20 protein-coding genes and 1 other RNA gene are annotated in these 22144 nt (G+C 46.0%); 3 read left to right on the forward strand and 18 right to left on the reverse strand.

What is annotated here, in order from left to right; translation table 11 throughout:
* Nucleotides 1-75: 75 nt before the first annotated feature.
* The 5 genes from JOE49_RS22460 to JOE49_RS22480 all read right to left on the reverse strand — a co-directional run bounded on the left by JOE49_RS22460 (nucleotide 76) and on the right by JOE49_RS22480 (nucleotide 6271).
* A complete protein-coding gene (locus JOE49_RS22460) occupies nucleotides 76-1407 on the reverse strand; it encodes a PhoH family protein (RefSeq protein ID WP_209942894.1) in 1332 nt (443 codons plus the stop codon).
* A gap of 299 nt (nucleotides 1408-1706) precedes the next feature.
* Nucleotides 1707-2768 (reverse strand): LCP family protein, encoded by a 1062-nt coding sequence (locus JOE49_RS22465; RefSeq protein ID WP_023989463.1) that lies wholly within the window; start codon nucleotides 2766-2768, stop codon nucleotides 1707-1709.
* Nucleotides 2769-2893: 125 nt separating this feature from the next.
* Nucleotides 2894-4735 carry a translational GTPase TypA gene (gene typA / locus JOE49_RS22470; protein ID WP_013311112.1) on the reverse strand — a complete coding sequence of 614 codons (1842 nt, stop codon included), beginning with the start codon at nucleotides 4733-4735 and terminating at the stop codon, nucleotides 2894-2896.
* 290 nt (nucleotides 4736-5025) lie between these two features.
* On the reverse strand, nucleotides 5026-5517 hold the full coding sequence (locus JOE49_RS22475; RefSeq protein WP_023989464.1) for a LiaF transmembrane domain-containing protein: 492 nt from the start codon (nucleotides 5515-5517) through the stop codon (nucleotides 5026-5028).
* 94 nt (nucleotides 5518-5611) lie between these two features.
* Nucleotides 5612-6271 carry a TerC family protein gene (locus JOE49_RS22480; RefSeq protein ID WP_023989465.1) on the reverse strand — a complete coding sequence of 220 codons (660 nt, stop codon included), beginning with the start codon at nucleotides 6269-6271 and terminating at the stop codon, nucleotides 5612-5614.
* A 217-nt stretch (nucleotides 6272-6488) separates the two neighbouring features.
* Here JOE49_RS22480 and JOE49_RS22485 point away from each other — a divergent pair, with 217 nt between their 5' ends.
* Nucleotides 6489-7184 carry a TerC family protein gene (locus JOE49_RS22485; RefSeq protein WP_025722107.1) on the forward strand — a complete coding sequence of 232 codons (696 nt, stop codon included), beginning with the start codon at nucleotides 6489-6491 and terminating at the stop codon, nucleotides 7182-7184.
* A gap of 72 nt (nucleotides 7185-7256) precedes the next feature.
* On the opposite strand, the gene thiI is transcribed toward JOE49_RS22485, so the two are convergent.
* The 6 genes from thiI to JOE49_RS22515 all read right to left on the reverse strand — a co-directional run bounded on the left by thiI (nucleotide 7257) and on the right by JOE49_RS22515 (nucleotide 12058).
* A complete protein-coding gene (gene thiI / locus JOE49_RS22490) occupies nucleotides 7257-8483 on the reverse strand; it encodes a tRNA uracil 4-sulfurtransferase ThiI (protein WP_160789471.1) in 1227 nt (408 codons plus the stop codon).
* A 1-nt stretch (nucleotide 8484) separates the two neighbouring features.
* A complete protein-coding gene (locus tag JOE49_RS22495) occupies nucleotides 8485-9633 on the reverse strand; it encodes a cysteine desulfurase family protein (RefSeq protein WP_209942895.1) in 1149 nt (382 codons plus the stop codon).
* A gap of 157 nt (nucleotides 9634-9790) precedes the next feature.
* Entirely contained in the window at nucleotides 9791-10483 is a 693-nt protein-coding gene (locus JOE49_RS22500) for a lytic transglycosylase domain-containing protein (RefSeq protein WP_023989469.1), read from the reverse strand.
* Nucleotides 10484-10704: 221 nt separating this feature from the next.
* Nucleotides 10705-11097: a hypothetical protein gene (locus tag JOE49_RS22505; RefSeq protein ID WP_023989470.1), complete on the reverse strand. Its 393-nt coding sequence runs from the start codon at nucleotides 11095-11097 to the stop codon at nucleotides 10705-10707.
* Nucleotides 11098-11141: 44 nt separating this feature from the next.
* Nucleotides 11142-11369, reverse strand: coding sequence for a DUF1540 domain-containing protein (locus JOE49_RS22510; RefSeq protein ID WP_013311120.1), 228 nt, complete (start codon nucleotides 11367-11369; stop codon nucleotides 11142-11144).
* Nucleotides 11370-11551: 182 nt separating this feature from the next.
* Nucleotides 11552-12058 carry a YpuI family protein gene (locus JOE49_RS22515; protein ID WP_023989471.1) on the reverse strand — a complete coding sequence of 169 codons (507 nt, stop codon included), beginning with the start codon at nucleotides 12056-12058 and terminating at the stop codon, nucleotides 11552-11554.
* A 186-nt stretch (nucleotides 12059-12244) separates the two neighbouring features.
* Here JOE49_RS22515 and JOE49_RS22520 point away from each other — a divergent pair, with 186 nt between their 5' ends.
* Entirely contained in the window at nucleotides 12245-14125 is a 1881-nt protein-coding gene (locus JOE49_RS22520) for a S8 family peptidase (RefSeq protein ID WP_209942897.1), read from the forward strand.
* Nucleotides 14126-14182: 57 nt separating this feature from the next.
* Here JOE49_RS22520 and JOE49_RS22525 read toward each other — a convergent pair whose 3' ends face one another.
* Nucleotides 14183-14413 (reverse strand): hypothetical protein, encoded by a 231-nt coding sequence (locus JOE49_RS22525; RefSeq protein WP_071558470.1) that lies wholly within the window; start codon nucleotides 14411-14413, stop codon nucleotides 14183-14185.
* 88 nt (nucleotides 14414-14501) lie between these two features.
* Nucleotides 14502-15977 carry a MocR-like pyridoxine biosynthesis transcription factor PdxR gene (gene pdxR, locus JOE49_RS22530; RefSeq protein ID WP_023989473.1) on the reverse strand — a complete coding sequence of 492 codons (1476 nt, stop codon included), beginning with the start codon at nucleotides 15975-15977 and terminating at the stop codon, nucleotides 14502-14504.
* 116 nt (nucleotides 15978-16093) lie between these two features.
* On the opposite strand from pdxR, the gene JOE49_RS22535 reads away from it, so the two are divergent.
* Nucleotides 16094-17311, forward strand: coding sequence for an aminotransferase-like domain-containing protein (locus JOE49_RS22535; RefSeq protein WP_209942899.1), 1218 nt, complete (start codon nucleotides 16094-16096; stop codon nucleotides 17309-17311).
* Nucleotides 17312-17729: 418 nt separating this feature from the next.
* On the opposite strand, the gene rnpB is transcribed toward JOE49_RS22535, so the two are convergent.
* From rnpB to rpoD, 5 genes are all read right to left on the reverse strand, one after another.
* Nucleotides 17730-18128, reverse strand: an RNA gene (gene rnpB / locus JOE49_RS22540) — RNase P RNA component class A.
* A gap of 102 nt (nucleotides 18129-18230) precedes the next feature.
* The gene (locus JOE49_RS22545) at nucleotides 18231-19346 is read right to left on the reverse strand and encodes a Nif3-like dinuclear metal center hexameric protein (protein WP_075154461.1); all 1116 of its coding nucleotides are present in this window, start codon (nucleotides 19344-19346) and stop codon (nucleotides 18231-18233) included.
* Nucleotides 19322-20083 carry a tRNA (adenine(22)-N(1))-methyltransferase gene (locus JOE49_RS22550; RefSeq protein WP_053325780.1) on the reverse strand — a complete coding sequence of 254 codons (762 nt, stop codon included), beginning with the start codon at nucleotides 20081-20083 and terminating at the stop codon, nucleotides 19322-19324. Before JOE49_RS22550 ends, JOE49_RS22545 begins: the two co-directional genes overlap by 25 nt.
* Nucleotides 20080-20919 (reverse strand): hypothetical protein, encoded by an 840-nt coding sequence (locus JOE49_RS22555; RefSeq protein WP_075154462.1) that lies wholly within the window; start codon nucleotides 20917-20919, stop codon nucleotides 20080-20082. Before JOE49_RS22555 ends, JOE49_RS22550 begins: the two co-directional genes overlap by 4 nt.
* Before the next feature lie 87 nt (nucleotides 20920-21006).
* Nucleotides 21007-22140, reverse strand: coding sequence for an RNA polymerase sigma factor RpoD (gene rpoD, locus JOE49_RS22560; protein WP_007431230.1), 1134 nt, complete (start codon nucleotides 22138-22140; stop codon nucleotides 21007-21009).
* Between the last annotated feature and the right edge of the window lie 4 nt (nucleotides 22141-22144).

Genomic DNA, 22144 nt, shown 5'->3' on the forward strand with positions numbered 1-22144 from the left:
GAATTTTTACGTGTATAAAACAAGAGACCCCGGGAGATTCCCGAGGTCTTTATTATTGTAATAACGGTAGGGATTTTATAGTAGATCGGCTGCCAACTGCGCGAGCTTGGAGCGTTCTCCTTTTTCCAGCATAATATGCCCGCTAATCCCTTCTTGCTTAAACCGCTCCACCACATAGGTTAGACCGTTACTGGCTGCATCCAGATAAGGGTGATCAATCTGCTCCGGATCTCCCATCAAAATGATCTTGCTCCCCTCACCCACCCGGGACACAATCGTTTTGATCTCATGTCGGGATAAGTTTTGCGCCTCATCGACTATAATAAATTGCCCAGGTATCGAACGCCCGCGAATATAAGTAAGTGCCTCCACCTGAATACTGCCCAAGCCCATCAAAATTTTGTCGATATCACCTGATTTTTTGGCATCAAACAGATACTCTAGATTATCGTAGATGGGTTGCATCCACGGGCGAAGCTTTTCATCCTTTTCTCCCGGTAAATAACCAATATCCTTACCCATAGGAACAACAGGCCGAGCAATCAGCAGTTTTTTGAAGCGATGTTCATCCTCTACCTTAAGCAAACCTGCCGCCAGCGCCAGCAGCGTTTTGCCCGTACCCGCTTTTCCTGTAATGGTCACGAGGGGGATATCGTCATTAAGCAAAAGCTCCAATGCCATCCGCTGTTGAGCATTACGCGCGCTGATTCCCCACACCGATTCGTTACTTAAGTACAGCGGCTCTAATCGCTCTGCCTCCTGATTCACTTTCAGCAAAGCTGATTTTCCAGTTCCCATTTCATCTTTCAGAATAACAAATTCATGCGGATACAGCGTATAAGGTAGTTCCAGTGGCTTGATTGGTAAAATACGGTTAGAGTAAAATTCATCTATGATGGACGGGTGCACCTGTATTGCCGAGTATCCGGGATATAGCTCACTTAGATCGCCTGTTCTATCGGATAGGTAGTCTTCGGTCAGCAGTCCCAGTACATCTGCCTTGATCCTGACCAGCACGTCTTTACTGACCAAAACGACCGAACGTGGTTCAGGCTGCTCCTGCTCTTCCAGATGATAATTCAAGGCGACCGCCAAAATCCGGTTATCGTTCGAAACCTCCCCGAACATCTCCTGAACTTTCAAAAAACTTCGGTGGTTTAACTCAACCTTAAGCCTCCCACCTTGGGGAAGTGGAACGCCACTGTGCAGATGACCTACTTCTCTTAACCCGTCCAACAATCGCGATACATTGCGGGCATTCCGTCCAATCTCATCCGCGTTGCGTTTTTTGGAGTCGATTTCTTCCAGAACAACAGCTGGAATGACAACTTCATGTTCTTTGAAGGTAAAAATGGCTTTCGGATCATGCAGCAGCACATTCGTATCCAGCACAAAAATTTTCTTCATTAAATCCCCTCCAAAGCGGCGTGGACAATCTCGTGTTTCATACCTATACCTATTCACCGGGTACCCAATACTTGCTGATTCCCTGAAAAAAGAACCCCAAAGCAGATAAAGCCACGAAAAGTTGTAGTGAAGATAGCTCTGAGCCTGTACATTTTTAAAATTAGACACAAAAGGCCCAGTGATTGCTCACTGGACCTAGACTTGGTTCACTATAACTTTAGACATACCTCAACCCCCTTATGTTATATAAGAGCTTTACTCGCTGCGAGTATAACATAAGAGAGGAGAAAGATACATACTCAGGAATTGGAAGAAGCTGCAGTAGTGTCGCTTGCTTTTTTAGCTAATTCCTCTTGTAGCGCTTGTTTGGCCAAATCGAGCTGTTGCTCATCAATGTACACATACGGGCTACGCCACGTTCCTGCCACCGGATTGTATTTCACATTTTGCTTGGAAATATTCCAATAGGTTTGTACGATATTTTTCATTTGCTGTGACTCGATATCTGTCATCATATTCTTATCAACCGATTTAATAATTGCGCTAAACTTGGTCAAAGCGTTAAAGGATTGCATTTGGTCAATTAGGGAATGAAGCACCTGATTTTGTCGACGATTGCGATCAAAATCGTCAGATTCAGCTGTTCTTGGACGACAATTCGATTTGCGGTAGCGAACAAAATCAAGAGCCTGATCACCGTTCAAATGCTTGGCTCCAGCTGTCAGGTTAATATCGGTACCATCTGCACGGTCACGATAACACATGTTTTTATCAACCGTCACATCTACGCCACCCAAATTATCTACTACATCTCTAAAGCCCTGGAAGTTAATAACCGTCACATAATCGATATCAATGTTTAAATATTTGCCGATCATCTTCTTCATTTGTTCTTCAGCAACTTCACCAGATTCTTTCTCTCTAGCCTTAAACACCGGATAATACTCATTCAACTTGCGTGGTTTATATCCATCCATTTCTAGACGCGTATCGCGCGGTAAAGACACGATGGTAGACGATTTGGTATTGGGGTTTAATGTAGCTACCATAATAACGTCTGACAAATAAGTCGGATGATCAGGGCGGTAATCGGTTCCCAGCAATAAGATAGTCAAAGGCTTAGCTTCAGCCAATTGTGTTTTGGGTACTTCCTTGTTGATCCCCGTATCCAAAACTTCCTCTACCTGATTGTAAATATAGTAGGTATAACCACCTACTGCCAAAATACCTATAATGAGCAAAAACAAGACAAACTTCATAAACGATCTGAAAAAGCTTTTTTTCTTTTTCGTTTTTTTCGGTTTGGCGGATTTTTTCCCGCTTTGTGTCCGGGGAGGCAATCCGTTCGAAAGATTACTCATGCTTCAACACCTTTTCCTGCGTTTTGAGAAATATCGCTTTCTCCAAGTTTACAATCCTAAAACACATACAGCGGCGCATCCCGTTCCCGGGCGTCGCCGCTGTGGCCAAAGACCAATCCAATCAATTACGTATTTGCTTGTGCTGTTTTACGTTGTTTCTCCGCACGCTCGCGTTCACCTTTGTTCAAGATCTTTTTACGCAAACGGATGGCATTAGGTGTAATTTCGCAATACTCATCATCATTCAGATATTCGAGCGCCTGCTCCAGAGAGAAGATAACAGGTGTTTTCAGTTTAACTGTATCGTCTTTTGTTGCTGAACGAACGTTTGTCAATTGTTTTTCTTTACAAATGTTAACGACGATGTCGTTATCACGTGTGTGCTCCCCAACGATCATGCCCTCATAGATTTCAGTACCTGGCTCCAGGAACAAAATACCGCGATCTTCTACGCCCAGCATACCATAAAATGTAGAGCTGCCGTTTTCCGTTGACACGAGAACACCCTGATGACGTCCACCTACTTGACCGCCAACAAATGGTCCATAGCTGTCAAACGCATGGTTCATTACGCCGTAACCACGAGTCAAAGTCAGGAAGTTTGTAGTGTAACCGATCAGACCACGTGCAGGGATCAGGAATTCCAAGCGAACCTGTCCGGTGCCGTTATTAATCATGTTAACCATTTCGGCTTTACGGGAGCCCAAACTTTCCATAACCGCGCCCATGCTTTCTTCCGGAATATCAATGAGGAGACGTTCGATTGGTTCCATTTTCTTACCATCAATTTCCTTGACGATAACTTCCGGTTTGGACACTTGCAGTTCGTAACCTTCACGACGCATGTTTTCAATCAGGATACCCAGATGCAACTCACCACGTCCGGATACAATAAAGGCGTCCGGGCTATCAGTTTCATCAACACGTAAGCTGACATCCGTTTCGAGTTCTTTCAGAAGACGCTCACGCAATTTACGGGATGTTACCCACTTACCATCGCGACCTGCGAATGGGCTGTTGTTAACCAGGAAGGTCATTTGCAGCGTTGGCTCATCAATCTTCAGTACAGGCAATGCTTCAGGATGATTTGGATCGGCAATGGTTTCACCGATGTTGATATCTTTAATTCCCGCAATCGCCACAATGTCACCAGCGCCCGCTTGGTCAGTTTCAATACGTTTCAGACCTTGGAAGCCGAACAGCTTCTCAATACGCGCTGATTTACTGCTACCATCACGCTGCATAACTGTGACTGCTTGCCCCTGCTTGATGATACCGCGGTTTACACGACCTACTGCAATTCGGCCAAGGTATTCGTTATAGTCCATCAGTGTTACGAGGAATTGAAGAGGCTCATCTACTTTCTCAGTTGGAGCCGGAATGTGCTCTACAACTGTTTCGTACAATGCTTGCATGTTATCGTCTTGCTTTTCAGCATCCATGCTGGATGTTCCGTTCAGCGCCGAAGCGTACACAACAGGGAATTCCAATTGCTCATCATTCGCACCCAGCTCAATGAACAAATCCAATACTTCGTCAATGACTTCTGCCGGACGAGCTGCCGGACGGTCAATTTTGTTCACTACAACGATAGGCGTCAGATTTTGTTCCAGCGCTTTACGCAGTACGAATTTCGTTTGCGGCATGCAACCTTCGTAAGCATCAACGACGAGCAAAACACCGTCAACCATTTTCATAATCCGTTCCACTTCGCCACCAAAGTCGGCGTGTCCCGGTGTATCTACAATGTTAATCAGGTAATCTTTGTAAGTGATTGCTGTATTTTTAGCCAAAATCGTAATACCGCGTTCACGCTCCAGATCGTTGGAGTCCATGGCGCGCTCCTGAACAGCCTCGTGTTCTCTAAATGTTCCGGACTGTTGAAGCAGCTTGTCGACAAGCGTCGTTTTTCCGTGGTCGACGTGGGCAATAATCGCAATATTGCGAATGTTTTCTCTTGCATGCATGGTTTGTATCCATATCCTTTCCGTATATCAAAATAGTGTCTCTATCCTGAAGCAGTGCTGATTCAAGGCTAACAATCGTTCTTTAGGCCCACTCCCTGCCAGCCTTCTATATGTTTCAGGCTTTGTACAGACAGCTTCTCTCTCCGATTCGCGTGAAAACCTTAAAATAAGCGTCAGAAATCTCCGACGCTCTTATCATATCCATTATATTATAGTTGAAATATGTCATAAAGCAAGACATTATTGCCTGTTCCGTAATTTACCGCCATAAAATCTCACAGCTTGTCGTTTTACCTTTTGCGTTTGCCACGGTTGTTTAGGACCAACCAGGTTCCAGCTCCGATCAGTAAAACTGCAATAACATATATGATGCCCGTTCTTAGCAGGGTAATGACCAATAAAAACACCGATATCAACCCCAATATCACGCCCCCTGTATAAACATTACGAGAAAGCGAAATATCATTAATGGCGTACTGCCATAATCCAATCGCCACACCTAGAAGTAGCAAAGGCCATAAATAGGCCATTAAATGCCAGCCCCAAATATTGCAGAGCAAAAATAAGAAGCCATAAACCGACAAAATCCCTGCCGGCAGCAACATAAAGGGTGAAACTTTACGCTTCATGTACATTGCATGCAGTACGATTCCAGGTATTAAAAACAGCAAAGGCCAAAAGTTTCGTCCCAAGAAGGAGAACGTCCCCAGTTTCCCCAACAAAATAATCAGTCCTACGGCAACAATGCCCACTCCGATCATACGCTCTTTTCCGGAATTCATCGTGGTCTCCTTTGTTTGCTGAATTTGTTTTTAGGTCTTTTAATGTGATTGTTTTTAAGTATATTTTAGCCGATGTTTTCCAAAAAAACTACGTTCAAATATGGCGAGCTCGTAACTGACGATATATTCCTACAATGACAACTGCTGCGGCCAAAAGTCCCGGTAACCATGCATGTATTAGCTCCCCCGCACCTGCTAACCACACACCCAATCGGGGATCACGGAGTAGCATTTCTCCTGCCGTAAAAGCCAGGATTGCAGATCCAAGCAAAACAAGTACAGGGAACCGATGAAGCCAGATCGCAATCACGTTGCTGCCCCAGACGACAATCGGAATGCTAATTGCAATACCAATGACGATAATGGCGATATCCCCATCTGCTAGGGCTGCAATAGCTAATACGTTATCTAGACTCATCACAAAGTCCGCTACCAGAATCACCTGTATAGCCTTCCATATGGTTGTTTCTGCTCTGACTCCCACATGATCCTCATTCTCATAAAGCAGCTTAAACGCAATCCATAACAGAAGTAGACCGCCTGCCGCCTGAATAAAGGGTATGCCCAGCAAAATGACAGCTACAAAAGTCAAAACACAGCGCAGGAGGACTGCACCGACTGCCCCCCACCATATAGCTTGACTCCGCTGCCTTGCAGGCAAGTTTTTGCTCGCCATGGCTATAACAACTGCATTATCACCGCTTAATACCAAATTAATCATTAATATTTTCAACAGCAAAATGATATGCTCCATGTGTACAAACACCCCCATCCTACTTGTATGCGAAATAGGACGAGGCTATGCTTATAAGCCTTGTCAAATAAGTCATCATTTATTAAAAATTGATGTCAAATTTGTTGAGTAAAGACCTTGAAATCAATAACAAACAGCAATATAATGAATCGTATTTCCGAAAAACGGGTATTAAAATAAACAACATACAATGATTTTAGGATGTTTAATCAGGGAGATGAGAACGATTGATATGTCCGGACTTCAGTTCTTTTGGCTACTGCTTAATGTGATATTTATTGACCTTCTGCTCGCAGGAGATAATGCGATTGTAATTGGACTTGCCGCCAGAAAGCTGCCTCCTGCCACGCAAAAAAAAGCGATACTGTACGGTACCGGTGGTGCCCTGCTCATTCGCATAGCAGCCACCATTGTGGTACTCTGGTTGCTTCAAGTACCGTGGTTGTTACTCATCGGGGGTGTCATGTTAGTCTGGATCGCGTATAAGTTACTCGTAGACCAGGAGGACCATACCGAAGTCAAAGCGGGAACAACGTTATGGGGTGCTATCCGCACGATTGTTGTAGCCGATGCAGCTATGGGTCTGGACAACGTGATTGCTGTTGCTGGCGCGGCCCAGCAGCATTTGCTACTTGTAGTGCTGGGCCTGTTAATTAGCGTACCGATCGTTGTATGGGGTAGCACTCTTTTTATCAAACTGATCAATAAATTTCCCTGGATTATCTATTTGGGATCGGCTGTTCTTGGTTATACAGCCTCTAATATGATTACTGAAGAACGTAAGCTGGAACCCTATTTTACCGAGCACCCTGCGCTGCGTATCTTGTTTATTGCCGCAGTTATGGCTGGTATTTTGCTCACAGGATATCTTCAAAATCGCAGAGCAGTATCCAGTCGAGAAAAAGCCGTCTAAAATGATTCAAAAACTGTTTTAACTAAAATAAAAAAGCAGACCCAAATTAGCTGGTGGGTCTGCTTTTTTATTTTAAAACCAATCTTCCTGTATAACTTCCTCTTTACGCCCCTCTATAGCTCCACCTGTCTCCAGGACAAGTGTCTCCGTTTCAGCCACAGCCTGTTCAATCAAGGCATTTAAATCCCGAATAGAGGCTTCAATCTTTTGAACAACCCACAAATTCGGATTGGTGGTTGGGGATTTGGGAACAAACAATGTGCAGCAATCCTCATATGGAAGGATGGATAGATCGTAGGTGCCGATTTGCTTTGCGATTTCCGTGATCTCCTGCTTATCCATCATTACGAGAGGTCGCAGCAATGGTAATTCTGTCGAACGGCCAATCACATTCATGCTGGATAACGTTTGACTAGCGACTTGCCCCAGACTGTCGCCCGTCACGAGTGCCAGTGCTCCTTCACGCTCAGCCAGCATCGTTGCAATTCGTAACATAGACCGTCTCATTAGCGTAATAATCAGATTATCCTGTCCAGTGCGCGTAAAGGCCGTCTGCACCTCTGTAAACGGCACAAGGTGGATTTTAATCCGACCCGCATAGCCTGCTAAGACCCTTGCCAATTCAATGACCTTTTCTTTCGCACGCTCACTTGTAAACGGATAGCTATAAAAATGCACACATTCAATTTCCAATCCTCTACGCATGGAAGACCACCCTGCTACCGGGCTGTCAATTCCACCAGACAGCAGCAGCATAGCTTTACCGTTCGTTCCTAACGGAAAGCCCCCTACAGCCATAATAACATCGCTGAATATATAGGCCGCCTGCTCTCTAACCTCCACACGTAACTCAATATCTGGTTGATGTACATCGACCCTCAACGCTTGAAACTCTCGCAAAACAGGAGAACCAATTAAATGGTTCATCTCTTGTGAAGAATGGGCAAATTCCTTCCACACTCTGCGGGCATTTACCTTGAAAGTCGTTCCCTCGTCCACATTCAGCTCACGCATCAAAGCTACAGCGGTCTCAATTATAGCACCAAGCTCGACAGGAGCCATTTTGACAGGACTTATTGTCGTGATGCCAAACACTTTTTGTAACACTTGAATGATCTGTTCATAAGGCTCTCCTCCGAGAACCACATAAATCCGTCCAAATTCCTTCCGCAAAGAAGCACCGGGAAACGGTTTGAGTAGCAGCTTCACGTGATTCAGTACTGCCTTTTCAAAACGAGTCCGATTCTTCCCTTTTAATGTAAATTCACCGAAGCGAAGTAACAGCATATCATAGTGCATTTTAACGTTTCCACCTTTCAAGGGATTCCAGCTTGGCTACAGCCTGTCGCAGTGCAAGTATAAGCTCATCGATATCCTTTTCCGTATGCTCATCACCGAAGCTGATACGAATGCCGCCAGACGCTTCCGCCTCATTGCATCCCATCGCCAGCAGCACCCGACTGGGTTCAGCCAATTTCGAAGAGCAAGCCGATTTGGTGGATACTACCATACCCAATTGCTCCAGCGTATGCAGCATTACCTCGGCCTTCATGCCCGGATACGAAAAGTGGACAATATGCGGCGCTTCTTCCCCGCTGTTCAGCCGCAGTTGACGGATTGTCTTCACTTCTGCGACCACCCGTTCTCTCCACTCGGTCATACGGCGTGCTGTCTCTGCTTGCCGTTCGCCCGCCAACCGTACCGCCTTAGACATACCGACTAGCAGCGGTACATTTTCCGTACCTGCACGAAAACCCTGCTCCTGAGAGCCGCCACTATGCAGTGGGAAAAGCTCCACACCTTCCCGAACGAATAGTAATCCAGCACCTTTGGGTCCACGTAGCTTATGCGCAGAGAGGCTGTACAGATCAGCCTGCCAGCCCCGGATATCAACCGGTAGCTTTCCAAACCCCTGTACACCGTCAATATGAAATAGCACACGGGGGAACTGTTTCTTGAGCGCAGCTCCGATATCATGCAACGGCTGCACCCTTCCCGTCTCATTATTGACATGCATAATACTGACTAAAATCGTATCTTTACGGACAGCGGCACAAACCTGTTCGGCGCTCACATGCCCCTCCGCATCGACAGGTAAAAATGTAACCTCAAAGCCCAGATTTGTCAGTTGTCTGCAAGCTTCGTACACAGACGGGTGCTCTGTCGATACAGTAACAATATGCTTGCCTCTGGTCTGATACTGCAAAGCTGCTCCCTTAATAGCAAGATTGTTGCTTTCCGTTGCTCCGGATGTGAAGACAATCTCTGATGGATACACTCCCAAAGCCGCAGCACATACTTCGCGCGAACGCTTAAGCAACTTATCCGCGTCCTCTCCATACCGATGCATCGAAGATGGATTCCCATAGTGGCGTCTCATAACCTCGGCAACTGTTGTAATCACCTCTTCAAAAGGTGGAGTTGTCGCGGCATAATCAAAATATTTCATTGCACTCCCCTTTTCCAGCCCTATAACTACTGCAACAAAAAAAGACCAAAACAGGGAAAGGCCGCTATATTATAGCGACACCCTTTCCCCATATTGATCCTGTCTGCGGACCTAATCTAATTGAAATTACGCACTTTTTCGTTATAAGCTATAGGGCTTAGATCGTATATTTTTCACGTGCATTTTGAATTTTGGTAATATATCTTTGCGTTTCCAGCGGAAGCTTGTCCAGTACAGCCATTAACTGTTCATCACTATTTACACCAAGCCGCTGCACCCGTCCGGGACCTGCATTATATGCAGCCAGCGCCATATTTTCTTGTCCGTTAAACCGTTTAATCTGGTAAGACAAATAACGAACACCTGCATCAATATTTTGAACAGGATCATATGGGTCACTGACTCCCAGACCTTGAGCCGTAGCATCCATAAGCTGCATAAGCCCTTTGGCTCCGGCCGAAGAAGTGACCGACGGATTGAATGAAGATTCCGTATCAATAACTGCTTTAATCAACGCTACTGGAATGCCGTATTTTTGACTAGCTTCGTTAATCAAATCATCATATGCTGTAGGTGTTGTGGGTCCGTCTGTTGCTGTACTGGAAGGAGCGGGATACAGTGACGAAGCGGTTCCCCTCGAAGGTCCCAATTGAAGCCATAGCAAACCGTTTTCGTCTCTGGTAACATCACTTGAATTTTCTCGAGTCACAGCACCATCTGTTTCCAACTGACCTACTTGTTCCAATAATCCGGAAAAAGCGTCCGTTGTACCCGTCTGGGTTGTAGCACTCATATTATTTAACAGCTGCATGTCTAACATGGACTTGGACACGCGCGGATCAATTTGCATGTGGTGTTCCCAACTTTCTATAGTTGTTGTATCCCAAATAGCTTGTCATTACTGCTATGATACAACTTTTTACTATGTACTTCCATACCTTTTAATGAAAAAAAGCTCCGTTTCTGTCGAAAAGACAGCGGAGCTTTATAGATCGGCTTTAATGTAATTATATCACTAAGATGATTTTTCTCGGATATACAAAAGAAAACTGAGCTTTTTCCTACAAAGGATCAACGAACGAACGGGATAAAAGCAAAATAACTCAATGTCGCCAGCGCCCCAAGACCAATCGACCAAATGCCGGTCGTTTTGCTGCCATTCACATAAGCAAAAAAACCTAAAACTGCAGCAATAGGCCCCAGCACAATTGACCACATAAACAATGAGGCAATTCCTGCAGCCAGACCAATATAGCCAGAAATACGACCACTATTGTTTATAACCTGCTCTTCACCCTTGACCTCATGTCGAGTCACAACTGATCCGGGAGCAACCTCTGCTGCATATTCTTCACGATCATTACGGCGCTTGGCAGATCGTTCATGAATGTGACGGGGGTAATCTACACGTTTGCGGCTAACATGCTCTTCATTCTGATGCTTGTCGTTTTCATGATCTTCCATAATAAACTGCACCTCCAAATGCGAAATGAATCGCGTAATAAAATTCACACGGACTTCGGCTTAAAAGTGTGGCAACAGGTTGCGGCTGACGTGGCAGCCTTATCACGTTCTTCTGAACTGAAGCTTTCCCCCGCGTATTCTTCTTTAAATTTCTTTCCGGCATGACCATCAACTTCAATCATGATCAAATCTGCCTTGCACAAGTTGTTTTCTCCCCAATAATGGCAATTGGCTACGCTACACTTAACGATTGGCTTGGCCTCTTGGCTCATGATCATCACCTCGGATTCATTGTCCCCCCGCTACCCTGCACCTATGCGTTCATGGTATATGGCAGTTGGTGACATACGAAAAAAGCCGCTTCCTTCACCTCCTCCAAAATGGCAGGAAGCAAGTAGAAAACGGCTTGCTTGTCTTAGTTTTTGATTAGAAATGATCTTCCCCGTTGAATGCTTTAGGCATGAGTACGTCGAGTCTGCATCCGGCGCTGAGTCAAATAGTCACTTTCATAATAAGTCAGATCATCACGCAATTCTTCAAAATTTTTCGTGATGTCCATGATCACTTCGCGAGCGGCTGGCACTGGCGTTTTACGGAAGCGGATAGCATCTTGTCCCGTATACGCATAGCGTCCATCCTCTGCGTAAGATTCATTTTTGGGATAAAAAAAGCTGTTCACGCAGTCATGGTAAACGTTATACAATGCCTTTTCCGCAAAATCGACGTCAAAATTGGCACGGCGTAAAGCCACACCCAGCTTTTCATAAGATACTTCGGAAAAAACAAGGACATGACGGAGATCCGACAAAAAGCCTTTGTAAAAAAGTACGGACTCCTCATTGCCATCTGTAGCCAGTTGCGGCAGAGCATGCTCATTGAGGAATGTTTCCACCCGTTTCACGGCAGTTTTCAGTCTCTCCTGCGCCGACTCACATAATTTTTGTACGTTGACTGCTGACATCAAGGCAGCTCCCCCTTATTTGTTGCTTGTTCATCAATTTGGTTACCCGAAAATAGTCCCTTCTAACCGAAAGAGCTGTAATTTTCAGTATTTATCCTACCACAAATGAGCATTGAAAGGTATAAAAACATGCCAATCTCCTCACGCTAAACCATAAATTTATGAATACTCAAGGAGGACGGTCCCATGTCTCGGCGAAAATGGTTAAAACCCCTGCTCGGAGCAGCTGCCGGGGTGCTTCTCATCACACTGATGCTGCCTTCCCGTGATCATCGCCCTACACCACAGCCCGAATATACGGCCAAGATGGTGCCGCAGCAAGAGAAGCAGCTCAAAAAAGGAATGTTGGCTTTGGACCTGTCCGCTACGGATACCCTCACACGCATGGATGCAAGGCAGGATATTCAATACGTGATGCGGGAGCTTGATGGTAAAACTGCTGATCAGAAAAGACAGTTTACTCGCACGCTACAGCAATCGCACAGTCATCTTCATACGTTACTGTGGATTCACACACGCGACGGGAACACGAGCACCTACACGGGCAGCAAAGCACAAACTCGTCTGCTCAGTCATCCTCAAATCAACAGCAGCTTGGCTGCGGCTCGCCGTTCCGTCATGCAAAATAAATCCTACGAATCTGCTGCATTTCAGGCTGAAGGCGGTAAATATTTTGTCATGGCAGAACCATCGGCTGACGGAACATGCGGCGTTGCTGCCCTGGTCAGTCAGCAAGTATTGCGTGACGTGGAGAAGCATCAGCGGAAGAATTTACGTTTGATTCCCTATCCAAAAGAAGGCAGCTACAAAATCGAATCCGTACATCCCGACACATTGCACGATATTACTGTCAAGACGGGCCATGACAACGAAAATGCAAGCCATTATTTCGAAAACGAAATTGTCGTTCGCTTCCGTCACAATCCTGATTCACGACAGCTGCAGGAAATTGCAGCAGATTTACACTGTGCGCCAGGCCGCAAGCTTGGTTATACCTATGTATTTCATTCGGATAAGATGAACTTCAAGGAACTAAAGCAATATTTTTCAAGAAAGTGGAACCCGCTTTATACTGAGCCTCACTATATGTATCTAACCAATGAGAAAACACCTATCAAAGCGGACAGCTCTATCCCCAATGATTTGCTCTTTTCCCGCTATCAATGGAATCTGCCGGCTACTGAAACCAACCGGGGTTGGAAATTAAGCAAAGGCAGCAAGGACGTAATTGTCGCTGTCGTAGATACGGGAGTAGATTTGGATCACCCCGACCTAAAAGGTCAAATCCTTTCAGGTCATAACGTGGTAAACCCGTCTGAAAAGCCTTATGATGACGTCGGTCACGGAACGCACGTCGCTGGGATCATCTCTGCACTCGTGAATAATGGTGAGGGGGTCGCTGGCATGACATGGTACAACAAAGTCATGCCGATTAAGGTACTTGACCAATCCGGCTCCGGTACGACTTACTCGGTTGCAGAAGGTATTATATGGGCAGCTGATCATGGGGCCAAGGTCATCAATTTGAGTCTGGGCAATTACGCACAAGCTGAATTTTTGCATGATGCGATCAAATACGCCTATGATAAAGATGTCGTATTAGTTGCAGCTACAGGTAATGACAATACGGAACGACCCGGCTATCCAGCAGCGTATCCTGAAGTATTTGCCGTTTCCGCTACAGATTCTTCTATGCACCGTGCATCCTTTTCTAACTATGGAGATTATGTAGACGTCATGGCTCCAGGTGCAAGTATTGCCAGTACGTACCCAGGGAACCAATATGCTGCACTGTCGGGTACTTCAATGGCCAGTCCCCATGTATCAGCGCTTGCTGCACTGATTCGATCCATTAACCCCGATCTGACCAACAAAGAGGTTATGGATTTAATGAGAAGCAGCGTAATTGACTTGGGCACACCCGGGCATGACAAATATTTCGGATATGGTCAAATTGACGTGTATAAAGCGTTGAAAGCAGCACAACGTCCATATGTTCCTTTGCAATTCTATCCACAGCATTTAAGTGACAAGTTAAAATCAATATTAAAGAAACTGGAAACGTAAGATTCCTTATTGGAAAAAAGCAGCCATGTTGCTCCATGGCTGCTTTTTTGGGCTTTATTAACGCTTGGAACTACTGCGAACAGGACGCTTGCCATGGCTGCGAGTATGACAGCAAGGTTCTCCAGGGTCCTTTATACTCACCGGAAATACGTGATGAGGTACAGGTACAATGTGCGTCTGATTAACAATTTCAATCGGATGAACCACAGGCACGACTTGTGGGAAAAATTGATGATTTACAAATTGGATCGGCGGGCACACGATCGGGTCGTAAGGGCAATGACTCATAATGTGCAACTCCTTTCGGTGAATTAGTACAGCATATTATGAAGGCGGGTGCTGTGCTTGGATGTTTACCCCCTAATACAAATATCCCTTATAAAATAGGCTTCCGTTCAACAATGACCGAATGATCAAGCAGTTCGCCCAACAAACGGCACAGTTTGTGAAGACCTGTTTTAAGTGTTTCCTTGTCCGCATACGAAAAAGAAATACGGATATGATTACTGTCCATACCACCTGCATAGCATACAGCACCAGGTAAAAAGGAAACTCCTTCTCGGTCAGCCAGCCGCTCCAATTCTGGAATATCAACATTAGGTGGAAGCTTAATCCACACATTTAAGCCGCCTTCGGGAGCATACCAGCTGACCTCTGGCGGAGCATAGCGCTGGAGCGTATGCAACGCGACTGTCAACCGATCCCGCATTTGTTCCCGCAACCAAACAAGATGCTGATCAAGTCGATTCTTGATAAAGGGCAGTAGCGCTTTTTGCGTTAATAGAGGGCTCCCCAAATCCGTAGTAGACTTGGCAGCCACCAAACGATCCATTACACTGCCAGTGGCCGCTACACAAGCTATACGGCAGCCGGGAGCAACGGTTTTGCTAAAGCTTTTGATATATATCACATGTCCGGACTGATCATGCGCCTTGATAGAGAGTGGCGGCTTTGTTTTATAGTATAGGTCGGAAAATGGATCATCCTCAACAATGAGGCAATGATAACTTTGAGCTAGATCCAGTAATTGTGTGCGTCTGGCCATCGTTAAAGTTACTCCGGTAGGATTATGAAAAGTGGGTATCGTGTAGATCAGTTTTGGGGGATGAGTGTCACAGAGACGCGTGAGGATATCGATCCTCATGCCCTGCTCATCCATCGGAATCATAATTACTTTGGCACCACGACTGGTAAACACATCAATGGCCCCCGTATATGTAGGAGCCTCCATGTAGACAACATCACCAGAACCAACAAAGGTCCGTGCCACCAAGTCAATGCCCTGTTGGGCACCACTAGTCACGAGCAGCTGTTCTGCCACTGTGCATATACCGCGTTCGTTCAGGTGATCTGCAAACACTTCCCTCAGCGCTAAATCACCTTCAAAAGTCCCGTATGCTGCCATTGCATCGGGATTTCCAGAGGATAGACGTTGAGTATCAGCGATGATTTCGCGTGTAGGAAGAAGCTCCGGTTGAATTGCTGCTATATGAAAAGAATAAGGAAACTGTCTGCTATGGTTAAAGTTTCTCCATAACTGTGCGCGCGGCAAATAATCGATCAGCGACATTTGCCATGACAAATCCTGCGCTCCCTCACGTCGAACAGCTACCGAAGGCTCCGCTACATAGCAACCTTTTCCCTGTGTACAGGTAACCAAATGAATAGACTCCAGCTCAGCATACGCCTTGCTTACAGTTACGGGACTTACCGCAAGCAGACTGGACAAATGACGGACAGAGGGAAGCTTTGTGCCCTGAGGCAGCAATCCAGACTGGATGCGATCTGCTAATGTTTTGGCAATCTGTAAATATAATTTGACACTGCTATTGCGGCTGAGATCAATATGCATCGGAACCGTCCCCTCCAAAAATCAACTGTTACATTTAGACGTTTACTGTTATACTTCATTATCGATATAATACAACAAATTTCATAGTACAGTATAGAACACAGGAGATGATTGGATTGGAACACAAATTTTCGGGTATGGCTCGTACTCAGGGCTCGTCCATGGTAAGGGACATTTTAAAGCTGACACAGGGAACAGATGTATTATCTCTGGCAGGCGGCCTTCCGGCCGATGCCTTTTTCCCCATCGAAGCTGTTGCTAAAGCCTATGAGCGGGTATTTCGTTTCGGCGGTACTACCGCTCTTCAATACGGCCTAACCGAGGGCTACATTCCTCTACGGGAACGTCTTGCAGCAATCATGTCATCCCAAGGCATCTCCGTCACCAGAGATAATATCATCATGACGACGGGCTCACAGCAGACCATTGATCTGGTTTCGCGTGTGTTGCTCGATCCGCAGGATACTGTATTGGTGGAGTCCCCTACTTATTTGGCAGCTCTTCAGGTATTTAATTCCTATGGTGCCAACATTGTAAGTGTAGATACAGACTCTAACGGTATGCGATTAGAAGATCTTGAAGCCAAGATCAAAAAACATCAGCCTAAATTCGTGTATGTCATCCCCACCTTCTCCAACCCGGCAGGAAGTGTTTGGAGTATGGAACGCAGAACAGGCGTTGTTGAACTATGCCGTAAATACGGCACTTTGATTTTTGAAGATGATCCTTACGGACGTCTTAAATTTGACGAAAACCTTAACTTTCCATCCCTTTTCTCAATTGATCAACAGCTAGGTGGAGACGGTCATGTGATGTACACTTCTACATTCTCTAAAACCGTTGCTCCTGGTGTTCGCTCTGGTTGGCTGGTAGCTAATCAAGCAATTGTCGTTAAGGTCGCCAATGCCAAACAATCTGCCGATCTGCACTCCAGCAGTATTGATCAACGTGCTTTGAATGAGTTATTGGACTTTTTTGACTTGGACGGACATATTCGTACCGTGTCCGCCGAGTACTACACTCGTATGCTACGTCTCACATCGCTGATGAAAGAACGTCAATGGGAAGGAATCACCTGGAATGATGCACTCGGCGGTATGTTTATGTGGGTTACTCTACCCGAGGGCTTCCGTTCTGATCGGTTGCTGCAACTCGCAATTCAGGAAGGAGTCGCATTTGTCCCCGGACAAGTCTTCTATGCTGACCTAAGTGGCAGCAACCACATGCGGATCAACTTCACGCATACGGATCCTTCCCTGCTTCCTAAAGCGGTTGACCGATTGGATCGAGCACTGAAGATGTACACAGAGGAAAGTGTGGTAAAAAGCGTGTGATGATGGAGTTGGCAGGATATGTACGTGAGGCCGCTTCACGAATCATTTGATTTTACGATCGCTGTTACCCCCTGATTCGTTTGGAATTTGAATAGTATGGTGGAATCTGGGACAAAGGTGCAGGCCTCGCTTCTACAGATTCAAATGCGTTGCTACGCTAACTACGTGCCTCATCCTCGAACGGTTTTACGGTAGAGGAAGTAAAAATTAAAATGAAAGCCCCCAGTAATTATGCTGGGGGCTTCATTCTAAGAAGGCACTATGTCTGCGTAATACGGTATGTTAAAAAGGGTGTGCCATGATTCCCGTTGGAATATGACACACCCTTTTTAATTCAATAAATACATTTGGATTAAAAGCTTTCATGCAAACAGGTCATTTACAAAAGTTAAATTTATACATTTTAAGGTGTTGCAGTGGGGAAAGTTTTCCGTAAGCCGGGTTCTGTGCTATTCGTGGTACAGACGGGAACTACCCTCCCACTACAAGCGACAATCATCTATCTAGGCCGAACATTGCTATCCAGCTCCAGCGACCAACCTAGACACGCCTCGGGCTAAGGCTGCTTCGCGAAGAAGCTGTGTCCCATTAGGTCTTGCTCCAGATGGGGTTTACCAGGAACGAAGTCACCAGCGTTCCTCGGGGTCTCTTACACCTCGGTTCCATCCTTGCCTGTGCCGCAAGCGGCCATCGGCGGTCCATTTCTGTGGCACTATCCTTCAACTCGCGCTGACTGGACGTTATCCAGCATCCTGCCCTATGGAGCCCGGACTTTCCTCTCGTGGCTCACGCCACCAGCGATTGTCTGTTAAACTTTCCGAACAACATTACATAGTATACAGGGAACGCGCGCATGATACAACCCTGAAAATATTGTAAAAAGTAGAAAACTCCCTTTATTTTCTCATAGGCGTTGGTTTTACAAAAATTGAAAAGGCTCGGTTTCCACCTGAGATACATGTACTTCCGTTGAGTATCGACCTTCTACCAAGCGTTTACGCATCCACTCTGCAGCTTTAGGCTTCATAATCTTTTCAGCGTTATGTCCAGGGTCAATAATAGCAATCCCCGCCATAAGGGCATCCTGAGCCGTGTGATAGTCAATATCCCCCGTGACTAATACGTCAGCTCCCTTAAAGAGCGACTTGTTCACATAACGGCTGCCAGAGCCCCCAAGCACGGCTGCCTTTTTGATCGTACGATCTAAGTCGCCCACCACACGTACATGCTCGACGTTGAGACCGTTTTTCACAACATCGACAAACTCCCGTAACGTACGGGCTTCCTTGAGCTTGCCTACCCGCCCCAGACCAAAGCTACGGCCTTGCAAATCCATATGGTACAGGTCATAAGCCACCTCTTCATAAGGATGAGCCTTCAGCATCGCTTGAACAACTTTACTTCGTACACCCTGCGGTACAATGGTCTCGATACGAACCTCTTCACTACGTTCCATTTTACCCGGCTCACCCAAAAACGGCTGTGTGCCTTCACCCGGCACAAAAGTTCCGTAGCCGTCAATGTTAAAGCTGCAATGGCTGTAGTTGCCGATATGTCCAGCTCCCGCCCCTAATACGGCATCAAGTACCCGTTGATGATGTGTTTTGGGTACGAAAACAACAAGCTTGAATAATTGCTCGGTGTGAACATCCTCCAGCGTACCTTCACTTTGAATACCCAGAGCTTCCGCCATCCAGTCATTCATGCCGTCCTCAGCCGTATCCAGATTCGTATGACTGATGTAGACAGCAATATCATTCTTGATCAGCTTTTCATACAATCTGCCCGCAGGCTGATCCGTGTTCAATGCTTTAAGTGGGCGGAATATAATCGCATGATGTGCAATAATGAGATCAGCTTTTATGCGGATTGCCTCTTCGACAACCTCATCATTAACATCCAGGGCTACTAATATGTTTTTGATTTCCTTTTGCAGACTACCCAGCTGAAGCCCGATTCTATCGTCCGGAACTGCCAAGTATTTCGGAGCCAGCTGCTCCATGTAGCTAATCACTGTCTGTCCTTTGGCAAACATGCAAGTACCTCCTCTAGCTGTTCAATTTGCTTGCGCAATTGCTCCCGCTTATGCTGTGCGGATTCCTGATCTGATCGTGCCACTTGTGCCAGCACATCCTCAAGCTTGCGAATCTCCAATTTCCATTTATAAAAAAAGATTTCATTCGGTGCTTTGACCAATAGCGGTCCAAGTTGCATTAACAAATCCTGTGTCAGTACCAGCGAACTATCGGGAAGTTTCCATGGTTGATACAGCTCATCCTGTTTCAGTGGGCTTATCGAATCAGGTACGGCCGTCAGAATTTCATATATTTTTCCGTCTTCTTCCATAATATGTTCACTTGTTAGTACCCATTGATGTTCGATGAGCCAACGGCGTAAGATATCCTCGCCTACGTTAGGCTGTAGAACAAGCTGTTTCACTGAAACAAGCTTGTCTTTCCCTTGCTCTAAAATGGAAGCGATCAAGGCACCACCCATGCCGGCTATCGTAATAACATCAACCTCATTGGCCTTAATTACAGCCAAGCCATCTCCCTTTCTAACCGCAATGCGATCAGTAAGACCTGCTTCGGCCACCTGCTTTTGAGCCGCACGTAACGGACCATCGTTGACCTCACCCGCCACGGCTTGCGGTACTCTGCCACTACGCACTGCAGCCACAGGGAGTAGTCCATGATCCGAGCCAATATCCGCAAGTCTGCTCCCGGCAGGAATTTGTTCCATAATATATTGTAATCGTTGAGAAAGTTTCATGACGTCACCCACGTAATCCATTTTTTTCGAGTCCAAAATAAAATTCCTACAACAAATGCCAACTTCAGTATGCTGTAAAATACCACATCACCCGCCGCTTGATGTCGCAGGATAATCGTGTCTGCTTCAGCCATGAATGCTAGTGTCATGCCTATAGCGAAATAAATCAAAGCGAGACGCGGAAAGCGGCGATGTACCCACCAGCTTAGCCAGATCAACAATACTGCGTGCAAAATCCAAAATGCCTCAAGCATCACTAAAGTTGCTGTAGGCCAGTAGCGGCCTATAAGGACCGCATACACTAAAAGCAGCCCAGCAAGACCACAGTAATGAAGTAAGCTGATCCGCAAAGTTAATCCCACAAGACACCATACCACACCGCATAGGCCTACGAGCAAAAGAAACCAAACCCTAGCTTCACCTTGATGGAGCTGAATGATCCACACACCCGAACCCAGCATAATCGCACTGCCTAAAGTGCTCAACATCGCACTCATACTCTTTTCGGAAGACCGCCAAAATGCGGCCACTCCATAGCAAATCGTAGTAACTGCACTTGCCGAGAATATTTGCATTGCCAACGGAAAAGCGGTAAAATAAAAACCGATCAAACAAATGCAGGAAATAATGACAAAACCAAGAAGCCAGGCGATCCCATGCCCGTGTCTAAGATATGTAAGCAGCCCGGTGTTGTTACGGTTCTGGCTCTGCGACGGATCTTCGTCCTCCCGATACAGGTTAGACAAAAAATCGCAATATTGCTCAGGGAGCAGCCGACTTCGCCGCCAATGCTCAATTTCATGTAACAGTATTGCCCGTTTTTTCTCCTGGTCCAAGCTTCTTCCCCTCCACCAAGGCTGCCATGAGATAAAAAAAGACCTCCTGCGCGCTTCAAGCCGCAGAAGGTCCGCAATGTTACGCTTCTATTCGAGGAAATCCTTCAGTCGCTTACTGCGGCTTGGATGGCGCAACTTACGCAGCGCTTTGGCCTCAATCTGACGAATACGTTCACGTGTAACACCGAACACTTTACCCACTTCTTCAAGGGTTCTGGTTCTTCCGTCGTCCAAACCAAAGCGGAGACGCAAAACATTCTCTTCCCGTTCGGTTAACGTATCCAGTACATCCTCGAGCTGTTCCTTCAGAAGTTCATAGGCAGCCGCATCTGCAGGCGCCAATGCTTCTTGGTCCTCAATGAAATCCCCCAGATGTGAGTCATCCTCTTCACCAATTGGTGTTTCCAATGAAACAGGTTCTTGGGCAATTTTCATAATTTCCCGTACTTTTTCCACGCTCAGCTCCATCTCGGCAGCTACTTCCTCTGGCGTAGGTTCGCGCCCCAGCTCTTGCAACAGTTGACGCGATACGCGAATTAGCTTGTTGATCGTTTCCACCATATGCACCGGAATACGGATCGTTCTCGCCTGATCGGCTATTGCGCGCGTAATGGCCTGACGAATCCACCAGGTTGCATACGTACTGAATTTAAAGCCTTTTTCGTAATCAAATTTTTCTACTGCCTTAATCAAACCCATATTACCTTCCTGAATCAGATCCAGGAAAAGCATTCCGCGACCAACATAACGTTTGGCAATACTTACAACCAGACGCAAGTTCGCTTCTGCCAACCGACGCTTAGCTTCTTCATCGCCGTTATTTATCCGTTTGGCAAGCTCTACCTCATCATCAGCAGAAAGCAACGGTACACGACCGATTTCCTTCAAGTACATCCGGACCGGGTCATTAATTTTAATACCGGGAGGCAGGCTCAGATCGTCATCGAAATTAAAATCATCCCCATCATTGTTTTCCGGGTCGTCATTTTGACGCAATCTGGTAACTTCTTCGTCGTTGTCATTCACAACTTCAATCCCCAAGTCACCCAGTTGCTCATAAAACTCATCCATTTGCTCGGGGTCCTGATCAAACGGCGACAGTTTTTCCATGATATCTTTGTAGTTCAGAGAAGAACTTTTTTTACCCAACTCAATCAGTTGATCTTTGACCTGATCCAGTGTTAGTTCCGTCTCCAGTTCAGTATGCTGATCATTCGCCATCTTT

It is taken from the genome of Paenibacillus sp. PvR133 (assembly GCF_017833155.1).
GTDB lineage: Bacteria > Bacillota > Bacilli > Paenibacillales > Paenibacillaceae > Paenibacillus > Paenibacillus polymyxa_B.